At 63.2% G+C, this 14,498-nt stretch carries 15 protein-coding genes; 4 read left to right on the forward strand and 11 right to left on the reverse strand.

Annotated elements, in window-relative coordinates; translation table 11 throughout:
- Nucleotides 1–201 precede the first annotated feature (201 nt).
- Genes ACYQ00_RS14105 through ACYQ00_RS14120 form a run of 4 tightly spaced genes read left to right on the forward strand, consistent with a single transcriptional unit; the run spans nucleotide 202 to nucleotide 2,851 of the window.
- Complete coding sequence (locus ACYQ00_RS14105; protein ID WP_200174498.1) at nucleotides 202–612, forward strand: MerR family transcriptional regulator; 411 nt, start codon at nucleotides 202–204, stop codon at nucleotides 610–612.
- On the forward strand, nucleotides 609–1,220 hold the full coding sequence (gene merTP / locus ACYQ00_RS14110; protein ID WP_200174500.1) for a mercuric transport protein MerTP: 612 nt from the start codon (nucleotides 609–611) through the stop codon (nucleotides 1,218–1,220). Before ACYQ00_RS14105 ends, merTP begins: the two co-directional genes overlap by 4 nt.
- The gene (merA, locus tag ACYQ00_RS14115) at nucleotides 1,220–2,671 is read left to right on the forward strand and encodes a mercury(II) reductase (RefSeq protein WP_448551976.1); all 1,452 of its coding nucleotides are present in this window, start codon (nucleotides 1,220–1,222) and stop codon (nucleotides 2,669–2,671) included. Before merTP ends, merA begins: the two co-directional genes overlap by 1 nt.
- Before the next feature lie 24 nt (nucleotides 2,672–2,695).
- Nucleotides 2,696–2,851, forward strand: coding sequence for a bacterioferritin-associated ferredoxin (locus tag ACYQ00_RS14120; protein WP_200174504.1), 156 nt, complete (start codon nucleotides 2,696–2,698; stop codon nucleotides 2,849–2,851).
- Nucleotides 2,852–2,996: 145 nt separating this feature from the next.
- Here ACYQ00_RS14120 and ACYQ00_RS14125 read toward each other — a convergent pair whose 3' ends face one another.
- The 11 genes from ACYQ00_RS14125 to ACYQ00_RS14175 form a co-directional block, all read right to left on the reverse strand.
- Entirely contained in the window at nucleotides 2,997–3,254 is a 258-nt protein-coding gene (locus ACYQ00_RS14125) for a VrlD (protein WP_097010730.1), read from the reverse strand.
- 12 nt (nucleotides 3,255–3,266) lie between these two features.
- Nucleotides 3,267–6,815 carry a DUF4815 domain-containing protein gene (locus ACYQ00_RS14130; RefSeq protein ID WP_460032777.1) on the reverse strand — a complete coding sequence of 1,183 codons (3,549 nt, stop codon included), beginning with the start codon at nucleotides 6,813–6,815 and terminating at the stop codon, nucleotides 3,267–3,269.
- A gap of 15 nt (nucleotides 6,816–6,830) precedes the next feature.
- Complete coding sequence (locus tag ACYQ00_RS14135) at nucleotides 6,831–7,364, reverse strand: hypothetical protein (RefSeq protein WP_460032778.1); 534 nt, start codon at nucleotides 7,362–7,364, stop codon at nucleotides 6,831–6,833.
- Between the two features lie 12 nt (nucleotides 7,365–7,376).
- Nucleotides 7,377–7,838, reverse strand: a complete 462-nt coding sequence (locus tag ACYQ00_RS14140; protein ID WP_460032779.1) for a hypothetical protein — start codon at nucleotides 7,836–7,838, stop codon at nucleotides 7,377–7,379.
- The gene (locus ACYQ00_RS14145; RefSeq protein ID WP_460032780.1) at nucleotides 7,825–7,956 is read right to left on the reverse strand and encodes a hypothetical protein; all 132 of its coding nucleotides are present in this window, start codon (nucleotides 7,954–7,956) and stop codon (nucleotides 7,825–7,827) included. The genes ACYQ00_RS14140 and ACYQ00_RS14145 overlap by 14 nt, the downstream gene beginning before the upstream one ends.
- Nucleotides 7,957–7,960: 4 nt before the next feature.
- Entirely contained in the window at nucleotides 7,961–8,950 is a 990-nt protein-coding gene (locus ACYQ00_RS14150; RefSeq protein WP_460032781.1) for a hypothetical protein, read from the reverse strand.
- Nucleotides 8,951–8,960: 10 nt separating this feature from the next.
- Complete coding sequence (locus ACYQ00_RS14155; RefSeq protein WP_460032782.1) at nucleotides 8,961–9,554, reverse strand: hypothetical protein; 594 nt, start codon at nucleotides 9,552–9,554, stop codon at nucleotides 8,961–8,963.
- Between the two features lie 10 nt (nucleotides 9,555–9,564).
- Nucleotides 9,565–11,139, reverse strand: a complete 1,575-nt coding sequence (locus ACYQ00_RS14160) for a phage tail protein (RefSeq protein WP_460032783.1) — start codon at nucleotides 11,137–11,139, stop codon at nucleotides 9,565–9,567.
- Nucleotides 11,139–12,548 carry a baseplate J/gp47 family protein gene (locus ACYQ00_RS14165; protein WP_460032784.1) on the reverse strand — a complete coding sequence of 470 codons (1,410 nt, stop codon included), beginning with the start codon at nucleotides 12,546–12,548 and terminating at the stop codon, nucleotides 11,139–11,141. The genes ACYQ00_RS14160 and ACYQ00_RS14165 overlap by 1 nt, the downstream gene beginning before the upstream one ends.
- A gap of 114 nt (nucleotides 12,549–12,662) precedes the next feature.
- The gene (locus tag ACYQ00_RS14170) at nucleotides 12,663–13,598 is read right to left on the reverse strand and encodes a GPW/gp25 family protein (RefSeq protein ID WP_460032785.1); all 936 of its coding nucleotides are present in this window, start codon (nucleotides 13,596–13,598) and stop codon (nucleotides 12,663–12,665) included.
- A complete protein-coding gene (locus ACYQ00_RS14175; protein ID WP_460032786.1) occupies nucleotides 13,598–14,488 on the reverse strand; it encodes a hypothetical protein in 891 nt (296 codons plus the stop codon). The genes ACYQ00_RS14170 and ACYQ00_RS14175 overlap by 1 nt, the downstream gene beginning before the upstream one ends.
- Nucleotides 14,489–14,498 lie beyond the last annotated feature (10 nt).

The following is a 14,498-nucleotide window of genomic DNA, read 5'->3' on the forward strand; positions in this document are numbered from 1 at the left end:
GCCTTTTTAGCCCCCGCTTACACCATGAATGAATGCTTCTTTCCGGACACAAATCAAGTAGAAGAACAGCCGAAGCAGACATTTAACACGTTTATTTTCAATGACTTGTGAACGCTCTTGACCGAAGCTCAGTTTTTCCTCAAAAAACCCTTGACTCCGTAGTATGGTACGGACCTTATATTTAATTCAGGAGATCGAGATATGAACAACATGACCATCGGCAAGCTGGCGAAACAGTGCGGTGTGGGGGTGGAAACCATCCGCTTCTACGAACGAGAGGGATTGATTCTGCAGCCCGAGAGAAAACCTTCCGGCTATCGCCTCTATCCCGAGGAGGCGAAAGATCAGGTCCATTTCATTCGGCAGGCGAAGGATCTCGGCTTTTCGCTGAAGGAGATCAGGGAACTTCTGGATCTCAGATTGGATGGCGAACAGGCCTGCGACGAGGTGCGTTCTCTTGCGGAGGCCAAGATTGCCGACATCGAGGAAAAGATCGCCTTGCTGCAGAGGATGCGGACTACCCTGGGAGAGCTGGTCGTCGCCTGCAAAAGCAACAAGAAAACCGAACCATGCCCGATTTTGCGGGCAATCGAAAAGGAGGACCGACCATGAACCCCAAGGCCGACAAGAAACTGATGGGCGTGGGCGTCCTATCCGCCTTCGCGGCATCACTGTGCTGCATCACGCCGGTGCTGGCGTTTCTCTCCGGTGCCAGTGGGCTGGCATCCGCGTTTTCCTGGATGGAACCGGCCCGTCCCTGGCTGATCGCGCTGAGCGTCGGCCTGCTGGGATTTGCCTGGTATCAGAAGCTCAAACCACGCACCGCCGCCGAGATTCAGTGCGCGTGCGAAGATGAACGGAAACCACCCTTCCTGCAGAGCAAGGCATTTCTTGGGATCGTCACCGTATTGGCCGCACTGATGATGGCCTTTCCCTGGTATGGCAGTCTGGTCTACCCGGAAAACCAGACCAACACTGTGATCGTCCCCGCCGACCAGGTCCATACCGTTGCCTACCAGATCGAAGGCATGACCTGCCCCAGTTGCGAGGAACATGTCCGGCATGGGGCCAGCGGCGTAGACGGTGTCATTGACGTCACGGCAGATTACCGGACCGGGAAGGCGGTGGTGCGGTTCGACCGTGGACGGACCAACGATGAAGCGATCCGGCGGGCAATTGACGCGACAGGATACAAAGTGAAAGACAAGGAGGATAGGTAATGAGCGGGCAATCGCATCGGGAAAGCTGCTGCGCATCGTCTTCGGATGATGTGCGGAAATACGACCTGATCATTCTTGGCGGTGGTTCAGCGGGATTCGCCGCCGCCATTCAGGCGCATGAGTTGGGCAGGACGGTGCTGATGGTGAACGCCGAGACCCTTGGCGGCACCTGCGTCAATGTCGGCTGCGTGCCCTCCAAGACCCTGATCCGGGCCGCCGAGGCCCTGCACAAGGGAGGCCATCACGCCTTCGCCGGAATCAAGAGTGAAGCCGCGCTGGTCGATTTCGAGGCCGTTATCCGGCAGAAGGACGAACTGGTCTCGCAGCTCAGGCAGGCCAAATACATGGATGTGTTGGAGGCCTACGACCGGGTGGAACTGATCGAAGGCGACGCCAGACTGGAATCTCCCCGGACGGTGCGGGTCAACGGCGTGGTGTACGAAGCATCGAGAATCCTCGTCGCCACCGGCTCGCGTCCCTGGCTGCCGGATATTCCCGGCCTGGCCGAGAGTGACCCGCTCGACAGTACCTCGGCCTTCGAGCTGACGCGTCTGCCGGAATCAATGATCGTGCTGGGTGGGCGCTATATCGCCCTGGAGATCGCTCAGATGTTCGCGAGACTCGGAACCAGGATCACCGTGCTCCAGCGCAGCGGGCGGATTCTCCCCACCGAAGACGCGGATCTGACCGAGGCGTTGACCGGCTATCTGCGGGATGAAAGTCTGCGCATCGAAACTTCGGTTCGGGTCCACGAGGTGAGGCGTGAGGGTTCCGGCGTGGTTGTCCGCGCTCATGTCGGTGATGCGGAGCGGGAGTTTTCCGCCGAACGGATTCTGTGCGCCACCGGCAGACGGGCCAACACCGAAACTCTTGGTCTGGAGCAAATCGGAGTGCGCCTTTCCGGGCAGGGCGAAATCCTGGTGGACGAACATCTGCAAACATCCCAGCCCGGAATCTTTGCCGCCGGAGACGTCATCGGCGAACCCGCTTTCGTTTACACGGCGGCCTACGAGGGACGCCTGGCCGCCGCCAACGCCTTGTCAGGGGAGCCACAAAGGCGCGATTACCGGGCGTTGCCCTGGGTCATCTTTTCCGATCCGCAAGTGGCCGGTGTCGGTCTGAACGAGCTGGAAGCGGCAAGCGCCGGAATCGAGGTGGAGGTGGCCAGACTCGATCTCAGGAACGTGCCCCGGGCGCTGGCGGCGAGGGACACCCGGGGCTTCATCAAGCTTATCCGCCGCAAGGGTTCCGATGAACTGATCGGGGCACGCATCCTGGCACCTGAAGGCGGCGAACAGATCATGGAGGCCGCACTGGCGATCCGCCACGGCATCGGCGTGTCGGATCTCGCTTCGGCCTTCCACCCCTATCTGACCCAGGCGGAAGGGATCAAGCTCTGCGCCCAGACCTTCGGCAAGGATGTAGCCAAGCTGTCATGCTGCTCGGCATAAACAACTACAAAGGAGAACGATTTTATGGAAGATTTGGTCTGTTACTGCTTCGGGTACACGGCGTCCGACATTGAAGAGGATGTCCGTCTCAACGGCAAATCCACGATCCTGGAGAAAATTCTGTCCGAAAAGAAAGCTGGCGCTTGCCAGTGTTCCGTGAAAAATCCCAAGGGCCGCTGATGTGTCGGTAATGTCCGCCAGTTGGTGGACAAGATTATGGGCGGTTCCAACCTCTTCGTTGGACCCTGACGGTTTCAAGAAGCAGAAACCCCGGAACGGGCTGGCCGTATCCGGGGTTTCTGGGTTGGCGGTGGCAGTGAGCCGGTCAGCCGGAGGCGGTATCAGAGGTGATCAGGCTGGCGTGCAGCTCGAGGTTGCGCGACTCGTCGGCCCGCATCCGCGCCAGCAGCGCCGTGAAGGCCTCCGCTTCGTCGGCCGGGAGCTTTGATGCCCGTTCCAGCCGCGCCAGGCGCTGGTGAAGATTCTCCAGCAGGCCCAGGGCGTGGTCACGGATCAGCCCGTCGCGCTTCTCCTGCGGCGTGGGGATGAACTCGGTCAGTCCGCCTTTGCGTCGAACGATCATGGACGTGCCTCCTTAGCTCAGGGTCGCGCCCAGCGAATGGATGCGCGGGTAGATCAGCGGTGTTCCGGTCATCTCGGCCTTGTAGCGGACCTTGTTGCCGGTGTTGTCGGTGAAGGTGCGCACCAGGGTGTACTCGGTCCAGTTCTCGTCGATGGGCCGGGTGTCTTGGATGGTCATCGCCTCCCAGGTCTGGCCGCCGTCGTTGCTGGCGAACCATTGCAGGGTGGTGCCGCTGGGGATTTGCATCTGCACATAGGCCTTGGTCGATTCCACTCCCTGGGTCAGCTCGTTCTCGCGGGTCAGGTAGGCCCCGGTGGTCTTGTTGAGGTAGCCCACCAGGTTGACGTCGCGGAAGTTGATGGCCGGGGTGTCGTTGGCAAGCGAGCTGCTCAGACGCACGCGGATCTGGACCCGGGTGGCGAGGTTGGGCAGCCGTTCCTCCTCGGCGGGAACCATGGCGTCCCAGGTCACGCCGCCGTCGGTGGAGTATTCCCAGTCGAGGCCGGTGCCCTGCGGGATGGCCGAGTACTCGTCGAGGTTGATGTCGGAGAACTGCACGCCGGTGATCGGCTGGAAGCGGATCATCCCCTCGGATTGAAAGTTGTAGCCGTAGATCTTCATCGCCAGGTCGGAGCCGTTGAGCGGAGTCCAGGTTTCGGCGTTGGAGCTCTCCAGCAGCACGCCTTCCATGTAGGTCTGCCGGGTGATGATGCCCCAGCGGCCCATCTTGCCGAGGGTGGCGGTGCGGACCTTGTAATTGGTGCTGTTGGTCAGCAGCACCACGGCATAGCTGGTATTGGCCTCGGCGTAGAACGGGTCGTCGAAGCGAATGCGGGTCTCGCCGCTCAGGCTGATCTCGTTCGGGGCCAGCACCTTCTCGGCGAACACCACGCCGTTGGGCAGACCGGTGGTGACGCCGCGAATCTGCACCGTGACCGGAATGCTCGGGTCCCTGGCGGTGAACTGCAGTCCGATGCTGGAGATCACCTGGTTTTGGGTGAAGCTGAAAGTCTGGGCCAGCGGATCGCGGGGTACGAAGATGGTCTGGGTGCGCCAGACCACCTGCACCACGGGCACGCGGATGATGCGGTTCTCGATGATCCGCTCGATGCGGGTGATGACCAGCGGATCGTTGATCTGCAGGCTGGCCCGGGCCGAGTAGACGCCATCGGCCATCTCCACGATCCGGTTGCCGTTGCGGGCGTTGGTCGGAATGGTGAAGGAGGCGCTGACCCGACCGGCCTCGTCGCTGATCAGGTTGCTGGCCATCACCTGGCCGTCGCAGCGCAGCACGATGCCGGACTTGCTCGGGGTGAAGTTGATGCCGGTGACGGCGATCCCGGTCTGGCCGCGCCGCCCGAGGTTGGGCGTGATCTGCAGCATGGCCGGGGGCTTGTCGAACACGGCATAGGGGTTGATGTTGCGCTCCTCGGACCAGTCGTTCTGCTCCACCAGCACGGTCTCGTTGCCCGGCAGCAGCGCCAGGCTGCCGAAGAAGCTTGCGTTGCTGCCCGCCTGATCGACCGAGAGCACGGTGGAGTGCGGAATGCGGTCCGGCGCGACGAAACGGGCGATCTCGTTGACCCGGGCGTCCCATTCGGCGTGGTAGATGTCCGACTGGGCGGTGTTCGAGAAGTCGTCCGAGTAGATGCCTTTCTTGGTCTGGGCGTCCCGGTTCTGCAGCTCGTTGTTCATCTGGTACTGGGCATCGTTGTACTTCAGGTCCTCGACGTCCTGGATGATGTCGTGGATCTGGTCCATGGTGATGCGGGTCAGACCGAAGTTGCGGATCTCCATGTCGGTGGAGTTGGGCGGGCAGTCGATGCTGCACAGCCCCAGGGCGTTTTCCGGCACGATGGGCAGCTTCGGGAAATCCGCCGGAGCCCCTTCCAACCGCTTAATCTCGGTGGTGGTGGCGTAAACGATGTCGCGGCGGCCGAGGTAATAGTCGTAGTCCAGGCTGCAGTTGGAGCCGTTCACCGGCTGGTCGCCGAGGCTGCCGCGCCCGAAGTTGATCACATTGAGGTTGCCCAGCTCGAGCTGGACCGGCGACATGGTGAGTCCGGCCGTGTTGGTGGCCGGAGGCGAAGCGGTGCCGATCTCCTCGACACCGTCGTCGACGTAGGAGAGTGCCTCGCTGCCCAGTTCCATCAGGCGCTTGTAGTCGGTGCGTGCGCCGTTGGTGGCGGCCCGGTAGACGCGATAGCCGGTCGCGCCGCTGACCGGCAGCCACGAGAGCTTGTTCATCTCCCCGGCGGCGGTGGCCCGGGCAATGACCGCAGCGGCGTTGAAGGCCGTCTCGCCGGTGGCGTTGTAGGCGGTCACCAGATAGAAATAGTTTCCGGCCGCCGGATGGTTGGCCTGTCCGAACCAGCCGCTGTCCACGTAGTCGGTGCCCTTGACCATCTGCTTGGTGTAGGTCCAGCGCACCGTGTAGGTGGTGCCGATGGCCGGTTCGTTGCCGGAGCCGAGCCAGTCGACATGGTTGCCGGACTGCTGCCAGTCCACGCCCTCCTGGAAGATGGTCGCCCCCTGACTGACCTCGAGGATGTCCACCACGGGATTGGGATCGAGCAGGTCTTCGCCGCCACCCACGGAGCCGCGAGTGACGTTACGGGTGATCTCGACGATGGCCTCCACCTGGGTCGTCTCCTTGAGTGGCGTGGAGTTGACCGGATAGCGGCGCTTGTTGATATCGAAGGTCTTCTGCTCGCCGCGCACCGACTTGGTGGCGATGGATTTAGGCACCAGGGTCGAGGTGGGCAGATCGCGCTGATGCCGGAAGCCCTGGATATAGGCGCGTCCGGCGTTGGTGATCGCCTCCACGCTGTCGTCGTCGACGCCGCCGATGAAGGTGTCGAAGCCCCGCACCAGATAGCTTCCGGCCTGGTCGAAGGTGCGCTCGGCCAGGTTCTGAATCAGGGAATTGAGCCCCTCGGCGGCGGCGAAGGAGAGCTGGTCCTCGGTGATCGAGGAGACGGTAATCCGGCTGCCCGGCAGCGTGCCCAGCAGATCCCGCAGGTAGAGGTTGGACTTCTCCTGCACCGTGGGCGTGACGTCTCCGCTCTCGCGGTCGAACTTGTAGATCGGGATCACCCGACGCTCGGTCACGTTGTTGGGCAGCGTCTGACCGCTGGTGTCCGTCGCCTTGAGGGAGAGCGCCCATTTTTCCCGCTCGGCGGTGGGCTCGCCGGTGGCCGGATTGATCAGGGCCGGGTCCTGGGTGTAGCCGTAGTTGTACTTCAGCAGCTCCACGTAAACGTAATCGGCCCCGCTGGTGGTGGCCGGATCATAGGTCAGGGTCGCGCCGCTCACCTGTTCCAGATGGCCGTCGATGTAGACCACGCCCGGGGCCAGGGTCAGGACGTTGGCGGCCGCGCTGACCTCGAGGCCCATGATGATGGAGCCTTCCTTGAACAGGATGTCGGCGATCTTGCGCCGCTCCAGGTTGATGATGTCCTGCTGCTCGTTGAGTTCGGAATCCAGCAGGTCGCGATCCTGATGGTAACGGATGCGCTTGTAATTCTTGGTCGGGTCGAATGTCTCGCGTGAGATGCTCATGTTTGAATCCTCCAGTTAGATCTTGATGATCCCGACCAGCTCCACGCGGGTGTCGGAAATCTTGTTGAAGTCGGGAATGTTCTTCACCTCGTACAGGTAGCCCGGGCGCAGCACCTCGCCGGTCGGGTTGGTGTCCTGATGGAACACGCCGCCCATGGCGAGATCCCCGGTGACGCTGGCCGTGTACTGCACGTCGCCGCCGAAGAAGCCGTATTCGCGGATGGTGATGCCGTTGGCCTCCGCCTCGTCGAAGCGGAAGAAGACACCGATGGTGTTGGTCTCCTCGCCGGTTTCCAGGTAGCGCACGCCGTTGACCAGGAGCGCCCCTTCGGCGTCCTCCTTGAGGAAGGTCCGCTTGTAGTAGCGCTTGCGGGCGCGTTCGTTTCTGAGCCCGGTCTGGCCGATGTCCGGCGCGGGCGGATTCTGCGGGTCGGTGAAGCTGGCGTCCCCGTCGCCGATTGCGCAGTGGGTGATGCCGTCCACGGCCTGGCCGAGGAGGAGTTTGGCCGTCAGTATCCGGCCGGTTTTGACGATGAGTCCCAGTGCCATTGCTGTTCTCCTTTAGGTCTGAATTTCGTGGTCTTGATCGATGAGCACCGCGAACAGGATCTGGCGCGTGTCGGCCAGCAGCCCGGCCGGGATCGCGATGCGCTGAACGGTGTCGGATCGGCTGGTGTGTGCGCCGGATGTCCGGATGCTGGTATCGATGCTCCGCAGCCAGGGGCGCGTCACCCGCACCGCCGCGTCGGTATCGACGCCCAGGCGGCCATGAATGACGAGCCACAGGTCGGCCCTCCGGTTCAGGCGGTTGTTCACGCGAAATGCGAGATCGGATCGACGTTCGAGCCGATGGACGACCCGCATTGCGCTGTCGGCTCGGACCATCACCGTGCGCCTGGCCGGTGCCCCGGAAAACAGCTCGAAGAGCGTTCCTGGTTGCGCCGCGCCGATGGCGAGCAGTTCCGGCCGTCGGATGCCTCGGAGGGTGGTAATGGATGCCAGTTGTCCCTTATGCACGGCCACGGCGAATCCTCCCGCTGAGCTTGAGCGCCTGGCCACGGTTCATGGACAAGAGCGTTTCCGGGCGACGCTGGCCGGTGATCGTGGTGACGGTTTTGAGCTTTCCGTTTTGAGTTGCCATGGCGTTACTCCTTCACCGCGCACCAGCCGCCGGTGGTCAGGTTGAACACGCGGTAGCTGTCCGTTCCGATTTGAATGGTGTCTTCCGAGGCGACGTTGCCGCCGCCCACGGAGAAGATCTCGATGAGTTCGCCGCGCAGTTCCTGGTAGACGGCGGAGCCGGACATCGAGGCGATCCAGGGAAAAAGGATGGTGGTGCCGTAGCGCATTTCCGGATCGGTTTCGCCCTGGAGACCGCCGTGGGCCGCGCCGCAGCGGCCCTGCTGGCCGGACGCGGAGGTCCAGCCGTCGAACTTGTTCACGGCGTAAAATGTGCCCGGCGCGTTGTAGTAGCTGTTGATGACCGGCTGCGGGTCCTCGCCGATCTTGGCTCCCGAGGCGTAATCCCGAACGAGAGTCTCGACGGTGATGGTGTTCGGCGTGGCAGCGGTGTCGATGGCGCTCACCCGCACGCGTTCGATGCCCGCGTCGTCTTTGATCACATAGTCCTGTCCGGGCGTGACCACGGTGGCGTCGTTGACCTGAATCACCACGCCGCTTCCGGCGGTGACCGCCGCCTGCGTGAGCGCGACGGCCCCAGACCAGAACCGTTTCAGCAATCCGCTGTAATGGCCGTAGTAGGTGGAGACGAGCTTGGTGACCACGAAGACGTGATCCAGATCGGCGAACAGCCAGAAGATGAAGTCGGCGCTGTCCTCCACCCGCAGGTAGGTGTAACTGGTGTGCGAAGCCTCGTTGACGCCGGTGTGGGTGGCCGCGTCCCAATACTGGAATGCAGCGACGTGAATCCGCCCGGAGGTGGTGCTGATACGGAACTGTAGATAGACGTCCTCGGCCCCGGATTCCCCTTGCGACTTGAAGACGAAATACGGCTGCGAGTCGGCCGACTGGTCGTCATGCAGGGTCCAGCCGGTGGTGGTCACCAGGAAGGTCCGCAGTTGATTGAGCAGGTCGAGCCGACCGTGGGCGAGTCCTTGAATGCTGTGGTATGCCATGGCGGCCTCCTTAGAGAATCGGGTTTTCCGTGCCGGTCAGGCGCAGCTTGATGTCGAGTTTGTTTTGCACTCGGGTGCCCGGGAGCACTGTGCAACGCCGCCAGAAAGACAGCGTCTGCTGGAAGGCCTTGTCACCGAGATTGAGCGGTGCGCCCTGAGTGGCGGTGTCGAGTCCGGCCTGGGTCAGGGCCAGGCGGTACCAGACCGATTCGTCGGTGCCGGTCTCATCAATGGGATCGAGCACCAGTCCGGTGTAGTCGTAGCCGGAATAGACGGTCGTTCCGGCGTCGTGCGCGGCCGGAGCGGTGTTGGCCACGCCCCGCTGCACGGTGAGATTGGCGGTGCCGCCGCCGCTTTCGATGAGCATCTGCTCGCCGTCGATGATGATGAGTTCGCCGTCGGCAAAGCGCGGTTCGGCCAGGACGATGGAGGTCTGCGCCGCGTCGATGGCCGAGGGGAGGCTCGTCTGCTCGTTGGCGACGTAGAGTTGCCGATCCTTGATGTCGCCATCGGTGCCGTTGTAGCTCTCGGCCTCGGGGCTGCTGAAATCCCCCTCGGAAATCTGCTGAGTCAGCGCTTCGTCAAGATAGAGGTGAATCGCCATGGGTTCTCCTTCAGGTGGGCCACTGGGTGGCACGATAGTTATTGGTGGCGGCCTCGAACCCGGCCTGCGTCGGTGCGTGCAGATCCTGCTGACGGAACAGCCAGCGATAGGAAGGCCGCGACCAGCGGAATCCAGCCTGGTTGAGGCGCATGCGGCTGACGCGCAGGGGTCGGGTCCGATCCACGGAGAGGCGCAGGCCGGTGGTGTTGAGCGGGCTCGCGCCCAGCTTCATGGTCTCGACCCGATGGCGCTGGAGAGAGCCCGTGTCCACGTAGACTTCAAGCGAAGCCCGTTCGCCGGTCAGATTCGCATTGCTCAGATACCGGGTGTTCAGGGTGTTCGCGTTGAGCCGGAACACAGGCCCTCTCCGCCGCCATCGGTCGATCCGGTCGACGGCCAGGGTGACGTCCGCGTCGCAGCCAGCGGTGGAGGCGAGCAGCAGATTGCTGATGCCGCCCTGGTTGGCGGTGAGATCGAGACCTTCGTTGAGCCTGGCGCGGCCAAGCTGGAAACAGAGGCGGTGCCGGGATTCCAGCGGCAGGCGCAGGTCGTACTTGGCCTCCGCCCGTTCGACCGGTTCCGCCTGCGTGTCGAAAAAGAAATCCTTCTGCCGGAAGCAGTAGCGCAGCGCGGTCTCGCCATGGGTCAGCGGCTTGCGGTTGAGATGGCTCTCGCCCAGCCCGAAACCGCTTTCCAGCACATCCCCTTCGAAATCGCGGCCGGTGTAGATGGGCGTGCAGAAGGAAACCCGGTCCTCGCCGACACGGGTGTACGGCAGCCGCCAGTCGTTGAGGGCCTTGTGGTTCAGGCGCATCCGGTTCTGGCGGCCGTGAAAACGGGAGACCTTCACGGCGGCCCGGTCGATCTCCGGGATCATCTCCGTGGTGCTGGTGAGCTGCAGCAGCTCCCAGGCCCTCTGCTTGTTGGTCAGGTGACGGCAGGAACCGAGCGAGGAACGTCCGAGGACGAAGGTTTCGTCGAGAAACGCCAATACGATCCGGCGCACGGCGTTGGCATGCCAGAAGTCGAGCATCGCGCCGCCTTCGATCCATTCCAGGAGGAACTGGAGCCAGAAACAGCGCGTGCCCGCCGGGTGGTGAAACACCAGGGCGTCGCGCAGCCCCTCGGTCTGGTTGAGACACAGCACGCGAAACACGCCGAGGCTGAACACCAGCCCGGGCAGCTTGGCGCTGCTGAGTTTTGAGCGGGCATTGAGACGCAGCGCCGAGCGGAAGGTCTCCTGCAGTTCCCCATGCCAACCGAGCGCGTCAAAGTCGCGTTCGATGGCCGGAATGGTGCCCTTGCGGCGATAGATTTCGACCGCCTCCCGCACGCGGCGGCGCTGGCAGTCCGGCGAACAGGTGCCGTCCACTTCGAGGCCGACCAGTCTCGCCAGCAGCGGCAGGAAGCGCTCGTCGCAGTGATCGACATCAAAAATGGTCGGGAAGTCGTCGATGGCCTGCTTGAGCTCGTCCAGCGTCCCGGCGGGAAGGCTCAGAAAGGTGCGCAGGTCACCGGATTCGTCGTTGTGCTCGTAAAGCGGCGGCAGCAGGCCGAGCAGATTGTCCTTGAACCAATCAGACATCAACCGGCCCTCCGCAGATCGAGGTTGACGCTGCCGAGAACCGGGATTTCGCCGTGGCGCAGCTCGATGTCCTGCTGCGGCGCGTAGAGATGCATGTGGCTGACGCCGCGCACGCCATCGATCAGCGCCACCAGGTCGGAGAAGTGAACGGTCTGGCCGAAGGAGACCCGGTCGAAAGAAAAGAAATCGGTGAGCGCGGCTTCGATGCGGCTGCGTACGTTTTCCAGCGGTTCACCGGGCCAGATGTAGACCTCGGCGTCGATGGAAACGGGGCGGTAGATCGGGTCGAACAAGTTGATCTCGACCGTGATGACCTTGCGGCGTTCGAGAAACTCCGCGAGGTCCCGCTTGAGCAGCGCCGAGGGCATGCCGCCGCCGTTGGGGGCGATGGCCAGTTGGACGTTGTAATAGCGGATGTTCTGGCAGGCATTGGTGTCGAGCACCTTGGCCTTGGCGACGCCTGGGTAACCTTCGGCGAGGGCCTGGTAATCCTCCAGGGTGACGGCCTTCCAGAGACTGCGCAGCTCCGCCGGTGCCTGTCGGCGGGCGTGTTCGAGGGCTTCCCGCGACGCTCCTCCGGTGGCGGGCACCGGGTTGGTGACGGTCAGTGAGACCTGGCCGCCGTCGAGGTAGACCGGGCTCAGCAGTTGGTTAATCCGGTTCGGACCGAGATTGCCCTGGTCTCCGATGGTCTGCAGATAGCTGACGGTGATGGCGCTTCCCTGAGCGGGTACAGCGCCGCTTTGCCCGTCGCCGAAAATCAGGGTGGAGATGTCGAGGGCGTCGAGATCTGCCATGAAATGGCGGCTGTCGGCCAGGCTGTCCTGGAAGTGATCGACCTCGCTCCAGGCGTCGTCCCCCACCGTAACGGTGATGGTGCCCTGGGCGATGACGTCGCCGGTCAGGCGGATGCGCTGGAATGGCAGCCCCGTCGACGTGAAGGCCTCGGTGCGGCGCACGCCTTGCCGGGCCGGAATATCCACCGAGAGTACGCCTCGCGGGAGCAGGCCGTCCTCGACCGTCTCGAAATCCGCCTCGCCGTCACTCAGCAAGGCGCGGCAGGCCGTTCCCGCCGGAATGGTCAGATCCTTGCCGAGCGGGGCGGAGAGCCGGAAACGCAGCGTGGTGGTGGAGGCCACCGGCGAATCCAGCCGGTAGCCGATGAGCTTGCAGAGGTTGATGACGTTCTGGCGCTGGCGGGCCGTGGGCAGAAAGGCCTCGGCCGCCTGGGCGTCCAGGTAGTAGGCCAGCATGTCGCCCACGCCGCAGAACAGATCGAGCAGGACGACGCCGAGATCGGAGTGATTGAAATCGGTCCAGCGGTCGGTGAGCTGCGGGATCTTCGCCAGCAGCTCCTGGCGGATCGATTCGTAATCCTTGTTGATGTATCCGATGCTTGCGCGGCCCATGGTCTCTCCGGTTTTCGGGGTTACGCAAGAGCGCCTGATGCTCTCGCCACGCCGGTTACTTACCGGAAGGGGCCTGGATGTGTCGGAGGCGGGATGTGTCGGAGGCGGGATGCCTCAGAGCGGGCCGCGCAGTTGCCAGACGGGATTGGGCTGCCCAGAGGTGTTGTTGAGGTAGTGGGATTCCTTCTTGCCCTCGAAATAGAACAGACCGATGCGGCCCGGCTCCAGGGTGCTGATCCGGTGAACGGTGCCAGCGGCGTTGTCTTCCGCCTGGCTCTGGGTGTCGAAGCCCAGACCGTTCGCGGCCAGATAGAGGGCGTGCTCGGCCTGGGGCGTTTCCGTTTCTGGCGCTCCCTCGAAGACCAGGTAATGGCCGTGGTTGTCACCCGGATCGCTGACGATCCACTTGCCGTTGCGGTCCTGAAAGGCTCCCTCGATGTAGGCGACTTCGTATTCCCCGGCTGGCCAGATGAAGGAATCGTCCGGATCGGGGCTCATCTCGGCCGCGTCGAACCAGAGCAGATTGAACAGCGAGCGCACGTCCGGCGACAGGCGCACGCTGCGCACCGGCGGTGGTTCCGGATCGGGTTCGGGCTCTGGGGGTATTTCAGGCTGGGGGTAGCTGGGCGCGGGATTGTTCGGGTCTTCTCTGTAGAAGGGATAGACCAGGTTACCGTCCACCTGGCTCTGGATCACCCGGTAGGCGATATGCACCAGCAGCAGGTTGCCGTCGATGTTCAGCGGCCGGTCGTCGAAGCGCACCTCCGTGATGATCACCCGCTTTTCCCAGCGCTTGATGGCGTCGATCACGTAATGGCGCAGCAGGCCCTTGAGCACCTCGTCGTTCTGTTCGAACACCAGATCCTTCAGCCGGGAGCCGAACTCAGGATTCATGAACCGTTCACCGATCCGGGTGCCGAGGATCTGCAGGATGCTTTCGCGGATGTGCTCGTGCTCCCGCGATGTGGCGGTCGAGACCTGGGTGCCGCCGGATACCGACTGAAACCGGAACGGGTAACGCAACCCCTTGCCGAGGAAATCGTAGCTCATCAGGCACGCTCCTCGCAGTCGAGGCCGCACTGTCCAGAGCAGCCAGTTTCCGGTGCGCCGTCGTCGATGGCTTCTCCCTGGAACCGGACCACCAGATCCAGACCGCTTTTCAGTCCCAGGTGGATGGTTCCGTCCGCCTCGATCAGCCCGCCGTGGCCGGACTGGCCACACTGGAATCCCTTGGCTCCGCCGGAGAGCAGACGGACAGCGATGGTTTCGCCGATGCCCTCGATGCGGCCGATGCCGATGATGTCGATAGGTCCGGCCGAGTTGATCAGGGTGATGAACCGCTCCCGGTGATCGACGTCGAGGCGGATGCCCTCGGGCAGAACCACCGCGAAGCGTTCCGCGCCCATGGTGGTCGGCTCGATCCCGGCGGGCAGTCCGCTGATACCGGCTGCCTCCTGGGTCGAACGCAGATAGGACTCGACCAGGGTGTAAAGGCGTCCCGGGGCGACCTCGATGGCCGTGCCGGGTCCGGGGGTGATGACCTGCTGTTCCCCTCCGTCGATAACGCAGATTCGCTGGTCGTCCGTGGTCCGCAGGATCATGCCGTCGGGCAAGGTGAAGAGCCGGTTGCCGTCCGGCAGATCCCGGGGTTCGGTGCCCACAGGCAGTTCGACGAAGGGATAGAAATCGGGCTCCGGCTCGATCTGTACCTGCTCCAGGTACTCCTGGGTCCTGGCCTGCTGGGCCTCAAGATAGGCCTGGGCCTGGCCACGCATCGCCTCCGAGGCGGCGTGACTGGCATCCAGCAGCGTGCGGATGCCGGAAAGTTCTTCACGGATGCCGGACAGGTGATCGCAGAGCGCCCGCAGCACATACTGTTGTTGGCCGGAATCGGTTTGTTCTATGGTGGCCTGCAAGTCGGCGGGTTCTTCGGAAATCATGGACAACCTC

The sequence above is a fragment of the Megalodesulfovibrio paquesii genome (assembly GCF_054653055.1).